The organism is Rhizobium aethiopicum (assembly GCF_900094625.1).
Classification (GTDB): domain Bacteria; phylum Pseudomonadota; class Alphaproteobacteria; order Rhizobiales; family Rhizobiaceae; genus Rhizobium; species Rhizobium aethiopicum.
On record NZ_FMAJ01000020.1, the window covers coordinates 1 to 22,739 of the forward strand.

General features: G+C 57.9%; 19 protein-coding genes and 3 pseudogenes. 13 read left to right on the forward strand and 9 right to left on the reverse strand.

Annotated elements, in window-relative coordinates; genetic code table 11:
* Nucleotides 1-530: AMP-binding enzyme (locus GA0061105_RS27640; protein WP_141130236.1), on the forward strand; the 530-nt coding region annotated here is incomplete at its 5' end.
* A 516-nt stretch (nucleotides 531-1,046) separates the two neighbouring features.
* On the opposite strand, the gene GA0061105_RS27645 is transcribed toward GA0061105_RS27640, so the two are convergent.
* Entirely contained in the window at nucleotides 1,047-1,922 is an 876-nt protein-coding gene (locus tag GA0061105_RS27645; protein WP_092753994.1) for a GNAT family N-acetyltransferase, read from the reverse strand.
* A 681-nt stretch (nucleotides 1,923-2,603) separates the two neighbouring features.
* Here GA0061105_RS27645 and GA0061105_RS27655 point away from each other — a divergent pair.
* The gene (locus GA0061105_RS27655) at nucleotides 2,604-3,881 is read left to right on the forward strand and encodes an NAD(P)/FAD-dependent oxidoreductase (protein ID WP_092753998.1); all 1,278 of its coding nucleotides are present in this window, start codon (nucleotides 2,604-2,606) and stop codon (nucleotides 3,879-3,881) included.
* 296 nt (nucleotides 3,882-4,177) lie between these two features.
* A pseudogene (locus tag GA0061105_RS33585) lies at nucleotides 4,178-4,423 on the forward strand (aspartate aminotransferase family protein); the annotation flags it as partial.
* A gap of 68 nt (nucleotides 4,424-4,491) precedes the next feature.
* On the opposite strand, the gene GA0061105_RS27660 reads toward GA0061105_RS33585, so the two are convergent.
* Nucleotides 4,492-4,968, reverse strand: coding sequence for an Lrp/AsnC family transcriptional regulator (locus GA0061105_RS27660; RefSeq protein ID WP_092754000.1), 477 nt, complete (start codon nucleotides 4,966-4,968; stop codon nucleotides 4,492-4,494).
* 421 nt (nucleotides 4,969-5,389) lie between these two features.
* Between GA0061105_RS27660 and GA0061105_RS27665 the strand changes: the two genes are divergently transcribed.
* Nucleotides 5,390-6,016, forward strand: a complete 627-nt coding sequence (locus GA0061105_RS27665; RefSeq protein ID WP_092754002.1) for a LysE family translocator — start codon at nucleotides 5,390-5,392, stop codon at nucleotides 6,014-6,016.
* 356 nt (nucleotides 6,017-6,372) lie between these two features.
* Here the strand turns inward: GA0061105_RS27665 and GA0061105_RS27670 are convergent, their stop codons facing one another.
* Both GA0061105_RS27670 and GA0061105_RS33830 read right to left on the reverse strand, forming a co-directional pair.
* Nucleotides 6,373-7,113 (reverse strand): class I SAM-dependent methyltransferase, encoded by a 741-nt coding sequence (locus GA0061105_RS27670; protein WP_092754004.1) that lies wholly within the window; start codon nucleotides 7,111-7,113, stop codon nucleotides 6,373-6,375.
* 47 nt (nucleotides 7,114-7,160) lie between these two features.
* The gene (locus GA0061105_RS33830; protein WP_092754006.1) at nucleotides 7,161-7,412 is read right to left on the reverse strand and encodes a DUF1127 domain-containing protein; all 252 of its coding nucleotides are present in this window, start codon (nucleotides 7,410-7,412) and stop codon (nucleotides 7,161-7,163) included.
* A 96-nt stretch (nucleotides 7,413-7,508) separates the two neighbouring features.
* Here GA0061105_RS33830 and GA0061105_RS27680 point away from each other — a divergent pair, with 96 nt between their 5' ends.
* The 8 genes and pseudogenes from GA0061105_RS27680 to GA0061105_RS27715 all read left to right on the forward strand — a co-directional run bounded on the left by GA0061105_RS27680 (nucleotide 7,509) and on the right by GA0061105_RS27715 (nucleotide 15,947).
* The gene (locus GA0061105_RS27680) at nucleotides 7,509-8,330 is read left to right on the forward strand and encodes a helix-turn-helix transcriptional regulator (protein ID WP_092754008.1); all 822 of its coding nucleotides are present in this window, start codon (nucleotides 7,509-7,511) and stop codon (nucleotides 8,328-8,330) included.
* Between the two features lie 207 nt (nucleotides 8,331-8,537).
* Nucleotides 8,538-8,895, forward strand: a pseudogene (locus GA0061105_RS33590) (cyclic nucleotide-binding domain-containing protein); the annotation flags it as partial.
* A 235-nt stretch (nucleotides 8,896-9,130) separates the two neighbouring features.
* Nucleotides 9,131-11,314, forward strand: a complete 2,184-nt coding sequence (locus GA0061105_RS27690; protein WP_092754010.1) for an ATP-binding protein — start codon at nucleotides 9,131-9,133, stop codon at nucleotides 11,312-11,314.
* A gap of 152 nt (nucleotides 11,315-11,466) precedes the next feature.
* Nucleotides 11,467-11,721, forward strand: a complete 255-nt coding sequence (locus GA0061105_RS27695) for a FitA-like ribbon-helix-helix domain-containing protein (RefSeq protein ID WP_092754012.1) — start codon at nucleotides 11,467-11,469, stop codon at nucleotides 11,719-11,721.
* On the forward strand, nucleotides 11,718-12,137 hold the full coding sequence (locus GA0061105_RS27700) for a type II toxin-antitoxin system VapC family toxin (RefSeq protein WP_092754014.1): 420 nt from the start codon (nucleotides 11,718-11,720) through the stop codon (nucleotides 12,135-12,137). The genes GA0061105_RS27695 and GA0061105_RS27700 overlap by 4 nt, the downstream gene beginning before the upstream one ends.
* A 595-nt stretch (nucleotides 12,138-12,732) precedes the next feature.
* Nucleotides 12,733-13,413, forward strand: a complete 681-nt coding sequence (locus GA0061105_RS27705; protein WP_092754016.1) for a peroxiredoxin-like family protein — start codon at nucleotides 12,733-12,735, stop codon at nucleotides 13,411-13,413.
* Nucleotides 13,414-13,706: 293 nt separating this feature from the next.
* The gene (locus GA0061105_RS27710) at nucleotides 13,707-14,822 is read left to right on the forward strand and encodes an IS110 family RNA-guided transposase (RefSeq protein WP_092754018.1); all 1,116 of its coding nucleotides are present in this window, start codon (nucleotides 13,707-13,709) and stop codon (nucleotides 14,820-14,822) included.
* Nucleotides 14,823-14,987: 165 nt separating this feature from the next.
* Nucleotides 14,988-15,947 carry an aminoglycoside phosphotransferase family protein gene (locus GA0061105_RS27715; RefSeq protein ID WP_245304435.1) on the forward strand — a complete coding sequence of 320 codons (960 nt, stop codon included), beginning with the start codon at nucleotides 14,988-14,990 and terminating at the stop codon, nucleotides 15,945-15,947.
* A 732-nt stretch (nucleotides 15,948-16,679) separates the two neighbouring features.
* Here the strand turns inward: GA0061105_RS27715 and GA0061105_RS33835 are convergent.
* Complete coding sequence (locus GA0061105_RS33835; RefSeq protein ID WP_342587658.1) at nucleotides 16,680-16,952, reverse strand: helix-turn-helix domain-containing protein; 273 nt, start codon at nucleotides 16,950-16,952, stop codon at nucleotides 16,680-16,682.
* Nucleotides 16,953-17,028: 76 nt separating this feature from the next.
* Between GA0061105_RS33835 and ybaL the strand changes: the two genes are divergently transcribed.
* Nucleotides 17,029-18,783: a YbaL family putative K(+) efflux transporter gene (gene ybaL, locus GA0061105_RS27725; protein WP_092754020.1), complete on the forward strand. Its 1,755-nt coding sequence runs from the start codon at nucleotides 17,029-17,031 to the stop codon at nucleotides 18,781-18,783.
* Nucleotides 18,784-19,463: 680 nt separating this feature from the next.
* Here ybaL and GA0061105_RS27735 read toward each other — a convergent pair.
* From GA0061105_RS27735 to tnpA, 4 genes and pseudogenes are all read right to left on the reverse strand, one after another.
* The gene (locus tag GA0061105_RS27735; protein ID WP_245304436.1) at nucleotides 19,464-20,078 is read right to left on the reverse strand and encodes a phosphotransferase; all 615 of its coding nucleotides are present in this window, start codon (nucleotides 20,076-20,078) and stop codon (nucleotides 19,464-19,466) included.
* Between the two features lie 279 nt (nucleotides 20,079-20,357).
* Nucleotides 20,358-21,900, reverse strand: a pseudogene (tnpC, locus tag GA0061105_RS27740) (IS66 family transposase).
* A 68-nt stretch (nucleotides 21,901-21,968) separates the two neighbouring features.
* The gene (gene tnpB / locus GA0061105_RS32575) at nucleotides 21,969-22,322 is read right to left on the reverse strand and encodes an IS66 family insertion sequence element accessory protein TnpB (protein WP_141130237.1); all 354 of its coding nucleotides are present in this window, start codon (nucleotides 22,320-22,322) and stop codon (nucleotides 21,969-21,971) included.
* Nucleotides 22,319-22,693 (reverse strand): IS66-like element accessory protein TnpA, encoded by a 375-nt coding sequence (tnpA, locus tag GA0061105_RS32580; RefSeq protein ID WP_245304437.1) that lies wholly within the window; start codon nucleotides 22,691-22,693, stop codon nucleotides 22,319-22,321. The genes tnpB and tnpA overlap by 4 nt, the downstream gene beginning before the upstream one ends.
* Nucleotides 22,694-22,739: the final 46 nt, after the last annotated feature.

Here is a 22,739-nt window from a genome sequence, read left to right on the forward strand (position 1 = left end):
CCGTCTATGGCGACCACGAGCGCTTCATCCAGACCTATTTCTCCACCTACAAGGGGAAATACTTCACCGGCGACGGCTGCCGGCGCGATGCGGATGGCTATTACTGGATCACCGGCCGCGTCGACGACGTGCTCAACGTCTCCGGCCACCGGCTCGGCACGGCGGAGGTGGAATCGGCGCTCGTCTCGCACAATCTGGTTTCGGAGGCTGCGGTCGTCGGCTACCCGCATGCGATCAAGGGCCAGGGCATTTACTGCTATGTGACGCTCATGTCGGGTCACGATGGTTCGGACACGCTTCGCCAGGAACTGGTGAAACATGTGCGCGCCGAAATCGGGCCGATCGCGGCGCCCGACAAGATCCAGTTCGCGCCGGGCCTGCCGAAAACCCGTTCCGGCAAGATCATGCGCCGCATCCTGCGCAAGATCGCCGAGGACGATTTCGGTGCGCTTGGCGACACCTCGACGCTTGCCGATCCGGCCGTCGTCGACGACCTGATCGCCAACCGGCAGAACAAGGCGACCGCCTGATATAAAGACTTCCCGAGGCGAAGTGCTTTCCCTTTACGGGTGAGAGAACTTGTCGACTGAACGCGTCGGAGTTCTGGTCGATCGCAGCACGTTGGTCAAGGCAGCGACTGTTGTCGTCGATGCCATCTATTTCTATTGCAACGTCGAAACCATTTACGGGCGTCGAGGTGAATACTCTTCCGTATCGTCGGTTACCCGGGGGCGGTTTGGAAGGCGATCTTGCCATCACCGTGGATTCGCAGTCAGGCAGTCAGGCGAAGCCATATTGTGAATGTGGAAGAGCCCACGAAAATGCACCAGGACAGCAACTCTTACATCCGCTGATCCTGCGGGGAAGGGGAAGTTGCCTGAATTGTGTAAGTCAGTTGCGATTGATCAATCATAGCAATGCTTGTTGTCTCGCCACTGCGCCGCCGGTGGGCCGCATTACGATCTGCGTAGTTCGTGCAGCAAGACCGCGGGGCGCCCGTGTGCTCGAACTTGAGAGCTTCGGAATTCCGGCGCGACTCTCTAATTCTAGCTCAAGGCATGGCCCGCGAGGCCATAGACCGCCGGTTCGTTCGCCTCTCGGTTTAGGAAGGGGCGGCCTTTGGACATGGTCGTAACGGTCTCGGAGATAGCCAGCCGGCTTTGTTGAAGGAAGTCGGCAAACGGTCCTTTCTCTCGCGTATCGACGCGTGCGAATTGGCCAGCCAGATCTTTCAGATGCACGGCCGCGAGATGGATCGCATCACGATCATTGCTTGCGACGACAGGGCCTACTACGTGACCGCGCCCGAACTCGCGGCACATGGAATACCCAACCGTTGCACCGTTACGCCGGAGCACACAGATAGATGCGCCTTCTGAAAGGAGTGTAAGTAGTCGATCCCTGTTCGTGCCGAAGGCGAACGTGTCCAAGGCGAAGATCTCCTCAATCTTATCAGGCGACAGTTCACTCAATTCACCGTCCAAAGATGGCAGCGCGGGAAGCGCGGCAGCGACCTCTCCCTGATACTGGTAGACCGTTGCTTCCGCTGTGAAACCGAGCGACACATAGAGCTTATGAGCAGCGATAGTCGAGTTCAGCGCCAGCTTGCGATCGCCGCAATGCTCGAACACTTGTTGCATTAACCAGCGGCCGTTTCCCTCCGCCTGCGTGCGGGGCGATGTGATCACCAGACCGATGGTGGCAAAATCGTCTCCGTGGGGAAACCACATTGCACTTCCGAAGACGCGTCCAATTCCATCGACGGCCACGATACCGTGGCCGGCACGGCGCAGGAACTCCCAATCCTTGAGGCGGTGCGGCCAGCCGACGCCCGTTGACAGGGCATGAAGCAAGCTTACGTCAACGCTATTGATATCCTGCGCGATTAATTCGAACGATTTCAGGCGCACCGATTTTTGCATTTTCGCTTTCCGCTCCGTTCTCCCGATCGTCTACGTCAACTCAACTGCGGCACCGCGGCGTCCCCGATCCTTGGGTCACCTGCAATTTACTACAATATTTGCATGCGGAGAGCGGCAGGTTTGGCTACTCGCAGCGATTTTTCGAAATTTTCAGCCAAATCGGGCGGGCCGTTCAACAGCAACGACTTGCCGCTCCCTACGGTACCATCCAAATCAGCCCGAAGGCATATTGTGACCCGACAGAAACAGCTTAAGCCCGAAGCCTGGCTTTGGAAGCAGCCCATGCCGGAGAACGGGACTTTCAGTGGTAACTAAGGCCCGGCACAAGACCTGTGTAAGACGAGAAGGTCTGAACGGGCTCGGAAGCATGACGAGCGCCATTGCGTCGAAGTACAACCATGGCCCGCGATTCCAACTCGAGTTCATTCAGATTGATAAAAAACAAGGAACGCCGACGGTGTCGGGATGGATCGGCGTCCCAAGGTCCACGTGGGTGACCGCTGGCGGGGATCGAAAGCGGCGCGTCACTGTGGAGATTGAGCATCAACAGAATATCCTGTCGTTTGCGGCTTACAATACAGGCAATCATTGCGAAACGCATTCACTTGTGCCGCACTCCTCCGGCACAAACAGGCATATACTCGATGCATTCCGATCGGACGAGCATAAGGGCTTGCTGCGATGAAATTTGCTTCCTATTGGCATGATACTTCGAGTCCATTTGCAGGAGGCATCCCCGGCCCGGTTTCTGGGGATTTCGAGGTTGCGGTAATCGGTGCGGGCTTCACGGGCCTGAATGCTGCGCGCAAATTGGCGCAATCCGGAATGAAGGTTGCCCTGCTGGAAGCCGAGCACGTCGGGTATGGCGCGTCCGGCCGCAATGGCGGGCATCTGAACAGCGGTCATTTCGCTAGCTTCGGCGCCGCCAGGCAGCATCTCGGAGAAGACCGGGCGCGCCGCTTGTGGCGGGCCTATGACGACTCGATCGACATGATCGAACGTATCATCGAGGAAGAAAAGATCGCCTGCGACTTCCGCAGGGGCGGCAAGCTTAAACTTGCTTCGAAGCCCTCTCACGTCGGTAAGCTGCAGGCGATGTCCGAAGAAATCCGTCGCGAGGTCGACCCATCAGCCGAATGGCTGACGCGCGAGGACCTCCGCAAGGAAGTGATATCGGATGCCTTCCATGGTGGAATTCTCTACCCGAAATCCGCGATGATGCACATGGGACGCTACGCCAACGGCGTGGCGGAGGCGGCCTGCCGCCATGGTGCGGCGATCTGGGAGCGGAACCCGGTCACCGCCCGCGAGCGCGCGGCGAACGGTTGGCGGCTGACCACACCGACCGGCTCACTCACCGCCCGCCAGGTCATCCTGGCGACGGACGCCTATACGCCAGGCGTCTTCAATTACTTCCGCCGAAGGCTCATGCCAATCGCTTCCTTCATCATTGCAACACGCCGGCTCACCCCGCAGGAGGTCGCCGCAACGGTTCCAGGCAACCGCAACTTCACCAACTCCCTCAACATCTCGAACTATTTCCGCCTCACGCCCGACAACCGCATGCTGTTCGGGGGGAGGGCGAGGTTTTCGGCTGTGTCCGACCAGAAAACCGACGTCAGCTCGGGCCAGCTTCTGCGCCAACAAATGGTGGGGATGTTTCCGCAGCTAGCTGATGTCGAGATCGACTATTGCTGGGGCGGCCTCGTCGGGTGCACCCAGGACCGCTATCCTCGCGCGGGCAGTGCCGACGGCGTGCTTTACAGCATGGGCTATTCCGGTCATGGAGCCCAGTTGTCAACCTACATGGGTAGCGCGCTGGCGGATCTAGCCATGGGCCGTAAAGACGCCAACCCGCTAGAGGGTGTCGGTTGGCCCGCCGTGCCGTTGCATACTGGAAATCCGTGGTTCCTCCCCATCGTGGGCACATATTACCGCGCGAAGGACATACTGTTTTGATCGATCTCCGGCGATTCCATCATTGCCGTGAGAACGACTACAGTCTGGCATCGCGTTGTGGCCGGCGATCACTCCGCTCGAGAGCCATTACCACAGTGATCGCTTTAAGTTTGTCGAGGATGGTTTGAGCTTCTTTGTCCGTTGAAGGCAACCATCAATAGCGCCCTCTGCATCCGTTTGCGGATATCGTCCGTGAAAGCGTTGATTTGATCTCTCAGTGTTTCACCAGCAGGGGCAGCATCGCCTCTGCCATACCGAAGGCACGCGCGGTCCATCGATCCTTCCATTTTGTCAGCATGATGAAATCCGGTAGCCTGCATCAGAATCAAAATAAGTTCGGCGTGCGTGTGCCGCACCCGCTAAAGGGGCGACGGTAAGCAATCTTTCCGGCAAGCAGCTCGTCGATGGCTTTACGGGCGTGCGGTGCCTCAATGCCGGTTGCGGTCCTGAACGGCTTGTCGAGGCGGCGGCCCGGCAGCGAACAGCCCTATGCGACTGCTTATTTCGCCTCGGGCCGCAGCGGCTCCCTGCCGCGGCTCGCCTGTGATAGAGGATTTGCGCCTAGCTAATTGGTAAGGAGACATCCCGTCGCGTGAAAGCGCCAACCAAGCTACAGAGGAAACAGGCTCGCTAACGGCATATGCGCTTTGACAATGGGCGATTTGAGTACGACAAAGCTAAAATATTTGTCGATACCTATCTCCATATCGGAGAGCCGCTCCATGATCGTCTGATACTCGCCGATCCCGGCTGTGACGAATTTCAAGAGATAGTCGTAGCCGCCCGAGACGAGATGGCATTCGATTACCTGATCAACCTTTTCGACCGTCGCGAGGAAACGGGCGAAGTCGACTTGCCGGTGGTTCTTCAGGGTAATCTCGGTGAAAACCGTTAGCGTCTGACCGAGCTTGGCGACATTGATCTGTGCAGAATAACCTTCGATGTAACCTTCGGACTGCAGCTTTTTCACTCGCATCAAGCACGGGCTCGGCGAAAGATTGACGAGCTCGGCCAGCTCAACGTTGGTCACACGCCCATTCTTTTGCAATTCATAAAGTATCTTTACATCGATCCGATCGAGTTTCATCGGTCACTCCGCCTATCGAAAGCGCCAATGGAGCAGCATGTTGTGCCAAGGACGTTTTCGACGGTCAGAGTAACACGTTGGAGCGACAAGTTGGATCGCGTTTCGCGTTTAACGCTGGAACCAACGACTCCTGCCAGTTGCAAAGACGGGATCTTATGCTATCCATTTTGGAAACTACAACGACCTACGGGCGAAACAGGCTATTCAAAGTAATTTTGCGCTTTCGCCGGTGCTTACAGCACTTGTTTCAGAAAGACAACGATGGTGGACGGCTCAATCCAGATCGGAGATTTCAGAAGTCTACGAAAGATGGGCGGGCTCCCGCTTCCGCTCATCTGGACGATCAAAGGCGGGAAGTTTAGTGCTTGTAATCTTGTGATGTTTTGGTTTCTACGACAGCAAGTTGCCAAGGAGAATGGGAATGATTGACCAGCCTACGTTGCTGACCTATTGCGCAATTGTCCTTGGTTTTGTTTTTATTCCAGGGCCAGCGACACTTCTCACCGTCGCCCGCGCTTCGACCTCGGGTACAAGAGTGGGGCTTGCTACGGGAGCGGGCATCACGGCGGGTGACATTATTCATACGGCCTTCGCTGTTGTCGGAATCTCTGCAATCATTGCGGCGTCCGCCACCCTGTTCACGGTGATCAAGTTCATTGGCGCAGGCTACCTGTTCTATCTCGGCATAAAGGCGATCCTGGCGAAGGACACATCGGTGCCAGGGCGTAACGAACCTCCGTTGACGGTTTCCCAAGCGTTCCGGCAGGGTGTTCTGGCTGAGGTTTTAAACCCGAAGACTGCGTTGTTCTTTCTGGCGTTCCTTCCGCAATTTGTCCGCCCCGAAAATGGGGCTGTCCCTCTCCAGTTAAGCATTCTGGGTATAGTCTTCTCGCTTCTTGGCTTCTTGAGCACGATCGTCTTCGCCTTCAGCGCGGGCGGCTTTGGAGCGTTTCTGCGCCGTCACCCGACCGTTTCAAAATGGCAAGGCAAAGTGATGGGCGGCATTTACTGTGCCTTGGGCGTAAGGCTGGCATTTCAACAGCGCTGATGGGTCTGACGAAATGACCGATTAGAGCGTAGTTTTCCCGTCAACGTCGCGTATTGCACTGCTTGGCACTGCCAAGAGGAGTGAGGCAGGTGTAAACCAGACATCGCTTTCTCTTTACCGCGTCCTCCCGAGTCGATTGGCCGTCTCCGCCTCGTCGGCGGCGCGCGCTCATCTTCGAGCCGTCCCCCGCGCGGGATCCGCCCAACCGGGGCCGGACCTCGCCAATCCGCAGGGATTGCAGCAGGGGGACTTCGTGGATGTCGTCGATCTTGCAAACCGCGTGAGGTCCACCAACGTGTCCTCCAAGAAGGATCGTATTCTTGCTTGACGTCGGTCGCCATTGGCCTTCCGCGCGTTTATCTCCCTGAACCTGCGATCTGCCATACGGAGACATGACGATCGCTAAGATTTGTGAACGGCTCCTTTTTCCATCCGCCCCATCGGCCTTTGAGTTCTAGGCCGGCCAGCCGCGCCATAAGATCGAATTCCGCTGGCCATGCATAACGAAATGGGACCGAGAAGTGCCTGTAGTTTCCGTCCTGGATCCAGATGTGGTGGGACGAGAAGTTCTGGTTTACGACGTCGAACTCGTCGACGCCCCAATGCGTCTCGGTGCGGTCGAACGCCAGGATCGTCTCGCCGAGGGGAAGCCGCTGAAGAGGCGGCACGCCAACCTCGATTAGGAAGTGCCCACCAGGCTCCAGATGTCTGGCTGCGTTTATAAAGCACGCGACCTGGGCTCGCTGCGATGTAAGGTTGTTGATCGTGTTGAAAGCGAGATAAACGAGGGAAAAGCGCCTCTCTATGAGGGTCGTGGCCATGTCGCCGATCACCACCGGAATTTCCGCGCCACCTTCTTTGGTGCGAAGGCGAGACACCATCGCTCTCGAAAGCTCGATACCTTCCACCTGTACCCCTTTCCGCGCGAGAGGAAGCGCCAGGCGGCCGGTACCGATCGCGAACTCCAGGACGCGCCCGCCTCCTGCGAACTCGGCCAGAAGATCGACCGCCGGACCAACGACCTCCGGGGCCGAGATCTCACCAGCGTCATCGTAGGTTGCAGCCACTGCCTCGTCAAAAAACCCGTCGTCGTGCATCTTTCTCGCCTCTCTGATAATGCGGTTGCTTGGGGACCGGGAGTGCCTCACGTTGCCCGTAGCTTCACGGACGTCACCTCAATTTTCGCTTGCGATCGCGCCAGTTCGCGGATCTCGTGGCGCGCGACGCCTACGTCTGCCAAATCGCGGTCCGATAGCCACTGTAGTGCCTGTTCCGTTTCGCGCCGTTGCCACCAGCGGAGGACGACGGGCGCTACTATCCGCAAAGTTGCGAGCTTCGTCAGAAGGCCTGGCGCAAAGCGATCCGAGATTTCAGTTTGCCGGAGTTCGTATGTCATAAGTTACGTCCAAGTTGTTCTGCGGTGATATCAAATCTAGTGAAATGCCCTCCGACGTGTTATCGGTAGTCTGTCAAATTATGTCTGTGAGACGCCATGATCGCCCGGGACAACCTGACCAACGTTCACCTGCCGGAAGACAGGTTTGGAGATTATCCGCATACAGCTGTGGCTCAGGGTGGGGTGGAGCCCGCCGGGCGAACCTACTCGTTCCACGCGCACCACCGCGCGCAGCTTTTCCAGATCGTGCGCGGTTCGCTAAGGCTAGAGACCGAGCGGGGCTACTTCATCGTTCCGCCAGAACGTGCCGTATTCGTGCCGTCCCTTCTTCTCCATGAAGTGACATACCTGCAGGAGACGGAGCGCAGCTACCTCTTCTTTCGCCCCGACGCGGTCGTGAACCTGCCCTCCCAGGTCTCCGTGATTGGTACGACAACGCTCCTGCGGGAACTTATCCTGGCGTTCCTGGAGATACCTCGCGCGGACGCCGGCAGTGCCCGTGCCGAACGGCTCGTCGCTGTCATCCTCGACCAGCTTGAGACGAGTCCAGTCGCGCCGCTGTCCCTTCCCTCGCCGGCATCCCAACGCCTCCGGAACATCGCTTCAGACATCCGGAACGAACCGGGTGCCGATTGGCCACTCGATGAACTTGCGTCACGCGCGGCCATGTCCCCCCGCAGCTTTCAGCGCCATTTCCAGTCTGAGACAGGGATGAGTTTCCGCGCCTGGCGTCAGCAGGCGAAACTTCTCAAAGCAGTGGAGTGGCTCGCCGCCGGCCGAAGCGTTGGCGATATCGCCTTCTCGCTCGGCTACTCGGGCCCCAGCGCCTTCATTGCGGTGTTCAGGACGGCCTTTGGTGTCTCCCCCGGACAATATTTCCAGGGGGCCTTTCCGGGTTATGTGGCCGGATCCTATTGATCTCGCGCTTCCACTGATTGGGAGACACATGGCAGCGACGTGGCGCTGGCAGTCGCGAAGCGGCTCGTCGTCGTTGCGCAGCGCCAGACAGACAGTCTCAGTTTAGCAAGCGGTTCTGCAACGACCATCACATTCGCGATGAAAGGGGGCATCTAGATAACCGAACGGAATTTGTGCCGTTGCAAGTAAGGGACACAACGTGGTCGCGAGCTGCAGCTCGCTCATTCTGCCTTGGCTGCTGCCCGCTCCAACATGCACCACCGTTTGGCTCGATGGTTGCTTATGTGTCATGACCGCCTTCTCGTGAGCGATATGCCCTTACCTCACGATTTCTTGGCATTAATGCTTGAGGTCCGGTGCTCTGGCGTTGCCGATCAGCTACATATCCTCGATTGCAATCAGATTGACGCGAGGCAACGTCCGAATTTTGAGCAGACAGATAGTCCTGGATGTCGCAGGCGATTGCTGCGGCGTTCCGGAGGAGGAATAGAGCGGCTGATCGGACGAGCGGTCGTGCGCTGATGAGAGACCAGCTAAAATAAGAGGAGCGGGCCGGCGGGCGTAGATGCGACGAGCTTGGCGTGACGACGAGAGGATGTTTCATCAAATTCATCTGCTGCATGCTCCGGGCTGTGAGGACGCAACCAAGCCGCCCGAGGTTTTTGGGCGGATTGCCACGTTCTGCGGGACAAGGGAGTCGAGCCTCGATCATTAAGATCAAGCACCAGAGCCTTTTCCTCTTAAGCGCTTGTGATAGGTTCAGTGCAAACAATCCGCATTCTTACTCCCAGTGGTAGAACATGAGCTCATCCACGTACCTGCCCGCCGAGCGGCTCCAGCAGATCCTCGACAGTGCGGTGGACACCGGCATCGTCATCCTTGATCCCAACGGTGTTGTTATCGGCTGGAGCAAGGGGGCCAGCAATCTCCTGGGCTGGACTGAAGATGAGATGCTGGGAAAAACCCTGCTCGAGATCTTTCCACCAGATAGGGACGCAGCAGGATTGCTTGCGGCCGAACTTGCTGATGCGAAGGCTAGCGGCAAGGGCGGCGGCGAGGGATGGCGATATCGCAAGGATGGCAGCAAGATCTGGGCGGTCGGCGAGACCACGCCGCTTCTCGCCGACGGGCAAAGCCTGAGCGGCTTCGTGAAAATACTGAGAGACCGCACGAAACAGCGACGGACAGAGTCAGCACTGCGTGAGCGTACCCGCGCACTCGAGGTTCTCAACCGTGCGGGAGCCATCCTGTCGCGAGAGAGTAATCTTGAACGGCTCGTTCAGGCAGTGACGGATTCAGGCGTCGAACTGACTGGGGCACAATTTGGCGCATTTTTTTACAACGTCGCCGATCAAGCGGGGGAGAGCTATATGCTCTATTCGCTTTCGGGCGTGCCACCGGAAACGTTCTCTCAGTTTCCGATGCCTCGCAACACCGCCGTCTTCAACGCGACGTTCAGCGGTGAAGGGATCGTGCGTTCGGCCGATATTACGCAGGATCCGCGCTACGGGAACAATCCTCCTCATGCAGGTATGCCGGAGGGGCATCTTCCCGTGCGCAGTTATCTGGCAGTTCCCGTCGTGTCCCGCACCGGGGATGTGATCGGGGGATTGTTCTTCGGGCACGCCGCTAGCGACATGTTCAGCGAGGAATCGGAGAGAGGGCTGATGGTGCTTGCCGGCGAGGCCGCCGTTGCCATCGACAACGCCCGCCTTTTCGAGGCCGCCCAACGCGAACTGCAGGAGCGACGGCGGGCGGAAGAGGCATTAAGAGAGTTGAACGCTCACCTGGAAGATCTCGTAAACCAGAAGACGGATGAGCTCAGCCGCAACGCCGAGGCTTTGCGGCAAGCTCAAAAGATGGAGGCAATTGGTCAACTGACCGGCGGCGTCGCTCACGACTTCAATAACCTGCTGCAGATCATCGTAGGCAATCTCGACACGCTGTTGCGAAATCTGCCTGCTGACGCGGGCCGTCTCCGCCGAGCCGCCTCTCAGGCGATGAACGGTGCCGAAAGGGCGGCGTCGCTGACACAGAGGCTCCTTGCCTTCGCAAGGCGTCAGCCGCTCGACCCGAAACCGGTCGACGCCAATACCCTCATTCGGGGAATGTCGGACCTTCTGCATCGAACGCTGGGAGAAATCTACCAGGTCGAAATCGTCCTTGCCGGCGGCCTCTGGAGGACGGAAGCGGATCCGAACGCGCTGGAAAGCGCGCTCCTAAATCTCGCCATCAATGCGCGGGACGCGATGGCCGATGGTGGCAGGCTGACGATCGAAACCTTCAACGCACATTTGGACGAGGCCTATTCCGCAAACCATGCGGAAGTGAGGCCAGGTCAGTATGTTGCGATATCGATCTCAGACACCGGATCGGGAATGGACGCAGAGACTGTAGCGCGTGCTTTCGAGCCATTCTTCACGACAAAGGATCAGGGGAAAGGGACTGGCCTTGGGCTGAGCCAAGTTTATGGCTTCGCCAAACAATCAAAGGGACATGTGAACATCTACTCAGAGCTCGGTGAAGGGACCACCGTAAAGATTTACCTGCCGAGGCTGCTATCGGAGCAAGTCGATGAGGAGACCATTGATCGCCTTCCACCGCCCGAGGCAGCTGTTGGCGAAATCATTCTCGTCGTCGAAGACGACCCAGATGTCCTGGCCTATTCCGTGGAGTCGTTGAAGGAGCTAGGCTATCGCGTCTTGGAAGCCAGGGACGGCCTAACGGCTCTGCGGGTCCTGACGGCCAACGAACCCGTTGATCTAATTTTCACTGACGTCGTCTTACCAGGCGGCATGAGCGGCGCGGATGTCATAACGAAGGCACGGGAGGTCCAGCCTTCCGTGAAAGCTTTGTTTACGACCGGCTACTCACGAAATGCGATCGTCCACCACGGCCGCCTCGACAAGGGGGTCCACCTTTTGCAGAAGCCATTTTCGCTGAAAGATCTTGCCGATCGTATCAGAAGCGTTCTGGATGGCTGACATCAAACTTCTTCCTCTGAGATGAACCTCATGTCGGCGACCACACGTACAGTGCGGAGAGGCGGCACGTCAGTTGCACTGAAGCACTTGAATTTTGGTATCATACTACGTATTTTGATATCAAAGCCATTGTTTCTACAGAGGTGATATCAATGCCGGCGGTGACCATTCGGAATCTTTCTGCCGAAACACATCGTGCTCTGCGGGTGCGAGCGGCTCATCATGGCCGAAGCACCGAGGCCGAGATCCGCGACATTATTGAGGCCGCCGTTCGTCCCTCTGAGCGTGTTAAGCTTGGCTCTTTGCTGGCGTCTATTGGTCGGGACGCTGAGATTTCAGACAGCGACGTTGAAGGCCTACAGAAGAATCGCGACAAGACGCCAGTTGCACCGATGACCTTCGAATGATCTTGCTTGACACGAACGTTATATCCGAGCCGTGGAAACCGGTTCCTTACGAGGCAGTGGTCGCCTGGTTGGACGCCCAGGTGATCGAGACGCTGTTCCTTTCCGCAATAACCATTGCTGAACTTCGCTTCGGGATCGCTGCCATGCCCTCAGGGAAACGGCAGACTATCCTTCGCGACCGCCTTGAGGGCGAAGTGCTGCCTCACTTTTCCGAGCGCATCCTCCCCTTTGACTTGGTGACTTCACAGTTTTACTCGGAACTGATGGCACGCGCTCGAGTATCTGGGAAATCGATCAGTGCGGCCGATAGCTACATTGCCGCCACAGCAGCAGCGAACGGCCTCGCAGTCGCAACTCGCGACACAAGCCCGTTCGAGGCCGCTGGGTTGAAAGTGATAAATCCCTGGGCGCGATAACCTTGGACCCACGATCTGCCATCGGCGGATAAAGCTCCTTCAGAACCACGATGCGAAAGTCATGATCAGCCCTGCTCTGGCTCTAATGCGCCGGCATAAGATCAGGTCGTAGCGCGACATGATCGCTGCGAGCCAGCCGGTTGACCGCGTTCAGGCAGCGGCCGTCCGTGAATCGGTCAACTTTGCGTAGGCCATTCACCCATTCATGTCCTCGCGAAATTGCATCACCACATTAATAACCAGCTGTGAAACCCCTTCACTCCCTGCGTAAAACTATCACGCTCTATCCACCTTGCGAACATTAATCACTCACGCTGCTCCTGCAGCTCAATCTACCCTTCGAAATGATTGCCCATGCAATCGATGATGTGGCGCGCTCCCGCGCAGCGCTCCTGCCAATGGCGACCAATGTTCGCCCGCAGATGCTTTTTCCGTGCTATGATGGGCCTGCAAGGCTCAATCTCGACGTCGGCAATACGGCAGAGGCCGTACGCTACTTTGCCCCGGCGCAGGGAGTTTGCGCCCAGCACGGGCTCGACCCCCGGAGCGCTGGGTGTGCTGCCTTTTTTACTGATCCGGGACGAGGAGGTTGTTCATGTCCACGAGTAGTGTCGACCGCCCGCTGCAGCCGGGCGACCGGGCACCGAATGTTGTATTCGACGCGATCTCGCGCGAAGGCAAGATCGCGCTCGATGATTTTCGAGGCCGCAGCCCGTTACTGATCGGTTTGTTTCGAGGCCTGCACTGTCCGTTCTGCCGGCGTCATGTCTCGGCGATGGCGCAACTCAACCCGGCCCTGAAGGAGAAAGGCATCGAATGTCTCGCCGTGGTCAAGACGCCGGTCGAGCGGGCGCGGCTCTACTTCCGTTACCATCCGCTACCCGACCTTCTTAGCGCATCCGACCCGGAAGGGGCTTCGCATCGCGCCTTTGGTCTACCCATCCTCGAGTTCACGGAGAATGAAACCGAATGGCCGCACAAGCTCGGAATGGACGCGGTCATGGCAATGCGGATCAATCTGCCGGGGGAGTTGCCCGTGCCGATGAACCCGGCTGCGGCGGGGGACTTTCTTGAGAAAAAGGACTGGTATGAAATTACGGCGGCCGACCGGCAGGTTATGATCGCCGGTCACATGCCGCTTATCGGCGAGTTCCTGCTCGATCGGGAAGGCACTGTGCGCTGGAGTTTCACAGAAGCCGAAGAGGAAGGCCAAAATATATGCCTGGCCCCGAGTGCCGAAGAATTGATGTCAGCAGCTTCCCAAGTCGCACATTAATAGGCTGCTGAAAAATTCATTCGACGATCACAGTCCTGCATGATTCTATGGGTTTGAACCATAATCGAGATATCTAGGCGCGGCGGCTAAGGTCTGCCGTAAGCTTCGTAGCGATTTTCATTCAATGTCCCCGGGGGATTGATACATAGATTTCGGCAAACTCGACTTCTTCGAGCTTGGCTACTCAGTAAGACCGTATGTCCGTCTTCGTGCCTGAGGTGGCTCGCCCTACACTGGTCTTCCGAGGGTTGCTCGGATAGGCCGAGCCGATCCTCATCACAGGAGGACGAGCCGTGGCAGATTATAGAGAAGCTTTTATAGGAATCGATGTCGCCAAATTAAAGAATGCGATTGCTGTCGCTGAATCCAGCCGGGAGGGAGAGGTCCGCTTTTGGGGTGAGGTTGATGCATCGGATGCAAGCATGCGCCGCATCATCCAGCGGATAGCAGCAAAGTTTGACCGAGTTCATTTCTGCTACGAGGCGGGTCCGACCGGATACGGCCTACATCGGCTTATCCGATCGCTTGGCCATGAATGTGTGGTGGTCGCTCCATCACTGATCCCCAGGAAGCCAGGCGACAGAGTAAAAACCAATCGTCGAGATGCCCTCGCGCTCGCCCGGCTATTGAGGGCCGGCGAGCTCACGGCAGTGTGGGTTCCTGATGAGGGCCATGAGGCGATGCGCGACCTCGTTCGCGCTCGAGCTGCTGCTGTCGAGACATTGCGGGTTCACCGACAACAGATCAGTGCCTTTATGCTCAAACACAGTCGCATCTATCCACGCAAGAAGGGCTGGACGATGCGATACCTGCGCTGGCTGCAGGAGCAACAGTTCGATCATCCCGCGCATCAGATTGCGTTGCAGGAAATGGTCGAGGCGGTGCGCGTCTCGAAAGAGCGCGTCGAACGACTGGAGAAGGTTATCGAGGAGTTCGTCCCAACCTGGTCGCTGGCGCCGGTCATTCGAGCGCTGCAGACCCTGCGAGGGGTCGATCTGATCGTCGCCGTGACATTCGCCACGGAGGTCGGCGACGTGAGCCGATTTGAGAGCCCTCGCCAACTGATGGGCTATCTCGGCCTGGTCCCTGTTGAGCGATCAACGGGTGCGACGGTCAGACGGGGTGGGATCACCAAGGCCGGCAACGGTCGGGTTCGGCACATGCTGGTCGAGAGCGCCTGGACTTATCGGCATCCGCCGAAGGTCGGCACGAGAAAGCTCTACCTCATGGAGCAAGCCCCATCGAAAGTTCGAGAAATTGCATGGAAGGCTCAGAGCCGGCTGACATCTCGATATCGAATGCTCGCCACTCGGGGAAAGCGAACGACAGTGGTTTGCACCGCCATTGCCCGCGAGCTGACCGGCTTCATGTGGGCTGTTGCAAGGGAGGCGCAGGCGATCAAATCATAAGTCGCCGAAGCGAACTTGCACCTCGCGCATGGGCGGAGGCGGGACAACGGCAGGGGAACACCCGTCAGACGCTTTGTGGCCGGCAATTGACCGACGCCCGTAGTAAGATCGGAACAGCCCCGGACGCACAATCGGGAATGCGGTAGCCAACCCGCGCATCAGAGCTTGATCACCGACGTCCTTCAGTTCCGCCTCCACCCATACGCGATCATCATCATGAACAGCGTTCGTTTGGACGGTCGGTTTCTCGCGCCCAAAGCATTGACAACGGACATCAGCGGTGTTGTGTCCCCACGTTATCCGGCCGAATTCTATCTTGAATTCGGTCTTCTGTGTTGGGATGATTGTCCCATGTCAGAAGAAGCCGCACACGAGGTTCCCTTAATCGGCGGACGATCAGTCGTTACGAGGGTCGGTGACGCGGTCTTTCGCCAAGCCCGGCCATGGTCACGCAGCACGATAGCTCTGTTGATCCATCTGCACGAAAGAGGTTTCGAACATGCTCCTCGTATCATCGGGAATGGTTTCGATGTGCGTGGGCGGGAGATGCTCACCTATGTCGAAGGCGAGAGCATTCACCCGAAACCTTGGGATGACAGCGCTTTGCCAGTTTTGGGCGAAATGCTCCTGAAATTGCACGAGGCATCGAAGTCGTTTTCCGGTTTTGAGAGACGCGCCTGGAGTCCTTGGTTTGGACGTAGGATTGGAACGCCTAGCGTCGTCGGCCACTGCGATACAGGTCCCTGGAATATCATTCACCGGGAGCGGCGGCCCGTCGCGTTGATCGATTGGGAGGAGGCCGGTCCCGTCGATCCTATGGTCGAACTTGCTCAAGCGTGTTGGCTCAATGCTCAGTTGTTTGACGACGACATAGCCGAAATACAAGGGCTGGGGTCCGCCCGCTCAAGAGCCAAGCAGGTAAAGTTGTTATTAGACGGCTACCATTTGCCCAAAGCCGCACGGCTTGGGTTCGTGGACCTTATCCGCGACTTCGCCATTCTCAATGCCGCCAACGAAGCCATTGAGGCGGGAGTACGTCCTAATTCCAGTGACTCAACTCCCGCCTGGGGTATCGCTTGGCGGGCTAAGAGTGCCGCATGGATCATTCGAAATCACAAACACTGAGTGCGGGTATCATATAAATCTTCCCACTGTACGTCCCTTTAGACAGTTCGGCAGACTTCATTGTCATCTCCGATGGCCATAGCTTCGCCGATTACGGCGCGTGCTCGTTTCACAAAGGGAAAATGACGGGCGGCTTGAATACGCTTGGAGCTTCTTCCGGAAGTTTCGCCTGCCTCATCCTCTTCTCCGTCTTGTCCGCCGCGTTCTGCTCACATCTCGGCGATGATGCTTCTGGAAGTTTGAGAACTGCGGGGTATGACATGAACGGCAGCTTTGCGTGCCATTTGCTATCATGCACGGTGTCTCCTACCTGTCGGCTTCGTCTATCAGGAGTGAAGAGCATGGCAGACGGTCGGGTGAGATTTGGATCGGTGAACGATGCAGAGTAAGCGGTGTTTTCCTCGCACATTGACCAAGCGCGTCGGGCCGTTCCGAACACTACCGCTCTGACCGATGGCAGGAATGCGCGCTGTGAGCCCTCGCTCCTTAAAGCGATGGATATCGTTCACTGCCTGAAACCCGTCGGTACTCGCTAAGTGGGCAAGCATCTACGCAGGGCCACAAGTGAGGGGTTATCTGACTTGGGGTCGGGAGCGGATTGGCGGCTCCAGTAAACAGGTTTGGAACACACAACCGTAGGCGCTTTAACATCCTGGCAACTGGAACCATGGGCGGCAAGCTTGCGACTTTGGATCGGGAGTCATGCAGAAAAATTCAAACGACTTTAACGGATCATGTAGCTCTCGCCAGTTGGTCCTGCCTCTGGCATACGGCAGGACCGATGCCGTCGATTATCACAAAAGCAACTGAATGCTCCTCGAAGGCGCGGCGCAGCTGAGCTCCGGTCGCGCGGTGGATGTCATGACGGCTTCCCTCGAAGTCACGTACGGTGCTGCGCGAGACCTGAGCGTACTTGGCAAGGTCACTCTGTGTCCAATCGAGAAGCCCACGCGCAGCGCGGCAGAGAGCTGGCGACAAATTCGTATCTCGTCCTTGAACCATCATCAAACCTCAACCATATTGGTCAATATAAGCCACATATGGCATTTTCATTCATCGATTTCCAGAGACGGAGTGGCGTATGCACGAAACCCCACTGATCACAACGCTCGTTGCGGGTTTCGTCCTTGCCTTTCTGTTCGGCACGATTGCCAATCGTTTCAAACTTCCACCGCTTGTCGGTTACCTGATTGCGGGCATCCTCGTCGGCCCCTATACACCCGGCTACGTGGCCGATCAGAGCCTGGCACTTGAACTCGCCGAAATTGGCGTCATTCTTTTGATGTTCGGCGTCGGGCTGCATTTTTCGCTCAAGGACCTGTTGTCCGTCCGGTTCATCGCGGTGCCCGGCGCGATCGTGCAGATTGCTCTGGCGACCGCGCTGGGCTGGGGCTTTGGCCAGATGATGGGCTGGAGCCATGGCGGTAGTCTCGTCTTCGGTCTTGCGCTTTCCGTGGCCTCGACGGTCGTGCTGCTCAAAGCGCTGCAGGAACGACGCATCGTCGATACCGAAAAGGGCAAGATCGCGGTTGGCTGGCTGATCGTTGAAGACCTCGCAATGGTGATGGCGCTCGTTCTCATTCCGGCCGTGGCCGGAGTAACCGCTGGCGAACAGGCCCATGCCGACCCGATAGTCTTGCAACTCTCACATGTGCTCGGTTTCGATCTCGGCCTATCAGGCATGATCGCGATGACGCTGCTCAAGGTTGCCGGTTTCATCGGTTTCATGCTCATCTTCGGCCGCAAGCTGATCCCCTGGATTTTGCACCACATCGCCCATACTGGCTCGCGCGAACTCTTCCGTCTCGGTGTTCTTGCCATCGCGCTCGGTGTCGCCTTTGGCGCGGCTAAGCTGTTCGGCGTATCTCTGGCGCTCGGTGCCTTCTTCGCGGGGATGATCCTCTCCGAAAGCCCGCTCAGCCATCGTGCCGCCCAGGAGAGTCTACCACTGCGCGATGCCTTTGCGGTTCTGTTCTTCGTGTCGGTCGGCATGCTGTTCGACCCCGTAAGCATCTTGCGTGACCCGCTGCCCGTCGTTACTGCGGTGGCGATCATCGTGCTCGGCAAGTCGATCGGAGCCTTCCTAATTGTCATTTTTTTCCGCAAGTCGGCAGGCACGGCACTGACGATTTCCGCGAGCCTTGCCCAGATCGGCGAATTCTCCTTCATCCTAGCCGAACTCGGCGTCGGCCTTGGTCTGATGCCCAAGGAGGGGCGTGACCTCATCCTCGCGGGCGCGATCATCTCGATCATTCTGAACCCGCTCGTGTTCTGGCTTTGCGACCGGGCACGGCCTTGGCTCGAGGCACGGCTGACGCGCGACGAAGCGACCACCGCCACCAGCGAATCTGGAGCTGCCGCGGAGGCGGACGAGCCCCCAGTTCAGGTGCCCACGACACTCACCGGCCACACAATAGTGGTTGGTCATGGCCGAGTTGGTAGCATCGTCACGAAAGCAGTCCGCAATGCCGGCACGCCCCTCCTCGTCATCGAAGACTCCGAAAAGCGTGTCGAAACACTCAAGCAAGAAGGTGCCGAGGTGATTGTTGGGAATGCTGTGTCGACTGATATTCTCGCCCTTACTAACCTCGGTGGAGCCACGACCATTGTGATCGCCATACCCGACGCCTTCGAAGCCGGACAGGTCACCGAACAGGCAAGGTCCGCGAACCCCTCGATCTGCATTATTGCCAGGGCGCATTCCGATGACGAAATCGAACACTTGAAAAAGTTCGGTGCCGACGTCGTAATCATGGGCGAGCGAGAAATTGCGCGCGGCATGGTGGAATTTCTGAAGCAGCAGACCTCCGTCGCTCATGCGGGTGTCGAAACGTAGATCACTCCTGGACTGCTCATCGGTTGCTGGTCACGACCGGGTCGTGGTACGGTGCGTCCTCGGTGTCCCAAACAGATTTTACTTCGGCGATGGCGACGCTTCGTCTTGTGCTGTGGGCGGCGCTACCCACCACGTCGGCGACGACCACGACAGCGGCCACCCGCGTTTCGCATTCTAGGCCATTTTTTCTGTGACCACTGCTCAGCGAAAGATGTCCTGCGGCTCCTACTGAGATCGGTGGCGCGTCTTGAAGTTGAGGTGAACGGAACTTCTGCGATCGCCGCTGAAGCAAAGCTCGGCAGGAATGGGCCACGAACCGCCTATTGTAGTATCATCGCGCCGCTTATGAGGAGCGACGTGGTAGGAGGTGTGGCGGAGGAACCGTCATGGAGTCCGATGTCTTGCGTACCCGCCGTCCGTGGAACAAGGGCGTTCTGATAGGTCAAAAGAGACCGCTGCAGCCGAAGAATGTTTGGTCAATTCGAGTGCGCCTTGGGATGAGCGGCGCAACACGCGAGCTGGCCCTGTTCAACCTCGCAATCGATAGCAAACTTCGTGCATGCGACCTCGTCAGGCTCAGAGTGGACGACCTATGGTCTGGAAGCGCGATCGAAGATCGGTAACCGGTGTGCCGTTCACACCTTGCCGGTATCGGCTTGCTCACGCTTGTGATCCCAATGCTATGATGTCGCGCCAGGCGGCAGCACCAACTCCCGTGCATATTCTTCCATCCAAGCCACTTCCAGCGCTCCTTCATCAAGTACGCCACGTTGATCCAACTCCATCTCCCACGCGGAGCCGGAAGTAGCGAGATCGCGCATGTGTTGCAGCATCTGCCGGACCCGTTCGATTGCCGCTTTCATGATCTCAATCTCTGGGTTTTTTCCATAGGCCTCCACGAGCAACTGGAAGCGCCGTGCTTTCTCCGGAACGCCTTTCGGTAACCCATGCGCTTCGCATTTCTCGTCACGCCAGAACGGCACCCAGCGCCACGCTATAAAGCCAAGGTCCCAGGAGCGAGGTCCAGGTGCGGCAGCATCCCAGTCGATAAACGCCACCGGGAGACCAGCTCGGAAGACGGTATTCCAAGGTGACAAATCGTTGTGACAGATCGTCTCGATTGGCTTCCGGGGTTCAAGACGCCAGTGGCGGCCATTCAAAGGAAAGCTCGATGCGGCATCGTGATAGGATCGTAGCAATCCCCCTAAATGGATAAGGGCTTGGTCACTCCACACGTAGTCAGGCAGCCGGACGTCGAAGCGGCCATGTTGATCAGGGATGAAGCCTTCACCCAATCCGACTTCTCCTTCGACGTAGCTAAGACATTCGCGTCCTTCATCATCGAAGCCCAGCGCACGGGGAGCGCCCTCAAACCCCTGTTGTTCAACGTGACGCAGCAGGTCCAGAACAGAAGATGACCACGCGCGACGACCCGCCGAACGGTGCTGCCTACCCGAACAACGTTCGAATCTGCACCGCCTTTGAGGGGAATTTCTGGTTCGCTCATGCAAAACCTTAGACATGGGCAAACCAAAGGGTCAAGCGCCGACAAAACTCTTCGGATGCGGTCGCGGTCATCGATGGAGATAGGATGGTAAGGACCCAGAATTCCATGGCAAAAGATCGTCAATCCGGTTCTGCTTATGACCCTTGACTATGACAGTAAGGGTGGCGGTCAAATAAGCGAGCGGATCGACAGGATTGAGCTTACAGGTTTCGATGAGTGAGGCGATGGTCGCCCAGTTATCAGCTCCTACGTCGTGTCCGGCGAAGAGAGCATTCTTCCTATTCAACGCGATGGGTCGGATGGTTCTCTCGACGGTGTTGTTGTCGATCTCGATGCGCCCGTCGGTGAGGAAGATGCAAAGGCCATCCCAGTATTTAGCCATATAGGCAAGCGCTTCGCCGAGCGGCGACTTGCCAGCGACACGGGCACGATGCTGAGTGAGCCAAGTTCGCATGTCCGCGATCAATGGCACTGATCGTAGTTGCCGCGCGGCGAAACGAGCTTCTGCGGAGAGGCCGCGCAATTCGGCCTCTATCCGATAGAGTTCGCCGATACGCTTCACGCCTTCTTCGGCAATCGGTGCCGGACCGTTGCGGGTGATCTCGACCAGCTTACGCCGCGCATGCGCCCAACAATAGGCAAGCCGGATGTCTGGGCCAATACGATCCGGTGCGATCAATCTGTTATATCCGGCGTAGCCGTCCACCTGAAGGATGCCCGTGAACTCCTTCAATATCCGCTCGGCATGATGCCCGCCGCGACCCGGAGCATAGGTGAAGGCCACACCGGGCGGAGCACCGCCATTCCACGGACGATCATCTCGGGCCAGTGCCCAGAAGTAGCCGGTCTTGGTTTTGCGGGAACCGGGATCGAGCACTGGCGCACGGGTCTCATCCATGAACAGCTTCGTCGACCGCTTCAGGTCGGCGATCAGGACGTCGAAGACCGGGCGCAGTTCGAAAGCTGCCCGGCCAACCCAATCGGCCAGCGTGGAACGGTCGAGTTCGATACCCTGGCGGCTCATGATCTGGGCCTGCCGATAGAGTGGTAGGTGATCTGCGTATTTGGACACCAGCACATGAGCGATGGTCGCCTCTGTCGGCAATCCGGCATGGATCAATCTTGGAGGCGCGGGGGCCTGGGCAACGCCGTCGGTGCAGGCACGGCAAGCATATTTTGGACGACGGGTTACGAAGACACGGAACTGCGCCGGGATGACATCCAACCGTTCGGACACATCTTCGCCGATGCAATGCAGGCCTCCACCGCATGCGCAGATCAGGCTTTCCGGCTCGATGATCTCTTCCATACGAGGAAGATGGGCGGAAGAGAGCCGCGATTGGCGGCGCGTGGTTTGGCCTGCTGCTTACCCGATGGGCCATCCGCCTCGTCTTCGGCATGGACGGCCGCGATGGCTGTCTCAAGGTCTTCCAGTGCAAGATCGAACTGCTCGGGATCGGCCTTCTCGGATTTGCGGCCGAAGGCAGCCTGCTTGAAAGCGGCGACCAGCTTCTCCAGCCGCTCATCCTTGCGGACTTCACGCGTTGCGCTGCGATCAGCATCGCCTTCAAAGCTGCAATATCGTCGGGAAGATCGCCGGCGTCCAACATGGCGGAAGTCTACCAAAACCAGCCGTACTTCGCCGTTGGAATTTGCCGCCCGAGTCATCGTGCCGCACCTATTCGATGGCATGCGGCGGTCTCGCCTCCACAGCGCGAACCCGACGCCAGTCGAGGCCTGCAAACAGGGCCTCGAATTGAGCGTGGCCCAAGGTCATCAGGCCATCCTTGATGCCCGGCCAAGTGAACGTATGCTCCTCCAGCCGTTTGTAGGCCATCACCAGACCGCTCCCATCCCAGTAGATCAGCTTCAACCGGTCGGCCTTGCGTGATCGGAATACGAAGACCGTCCCTGTGAACGGGTCCTTGTGCAGCTCGTTCTTTACCAGCGCCGCCAATCCATCATGACCTTTGCGGAAGTCGACCGGCTTGGTCGCCACCATGATCCGAACCCGGTTCGATGGAAAGATCATGCTGGGACCGCCAAGGCACGGGCGACAGCGGCAATCCGGGCGGCAGATACGCCTTCTTCCAGACGGATAGTGACGGAGCCGACGATAATCTCAGGGCGGCTGGTTTTTTTGATCGGCGGTTTCGAAACTGCCTTATCGACGATAACCGCTGCAAACTCCACCGCATCCTCGGGCGCGGGCAGAACCAGCTTGCCCTGCCGTGCCATGGTTCTCCAGGTTGATAGGTGGTTTGGCTTCAAGCCATGGCGCTCTGCAACCTCATTCACCATCGCGCCGGGCCGAAGGCTCTCCGAAACGATCTGCGCCTTGACTTCGTCCGGCCAATGCCGATGAACCTCACGCCCAGACTTCCTGGCCGTGAGAATCTCCAATGTAGTCTCCATGGAGAAACTCCCGTTGCTCGTCCATGGAAATGGC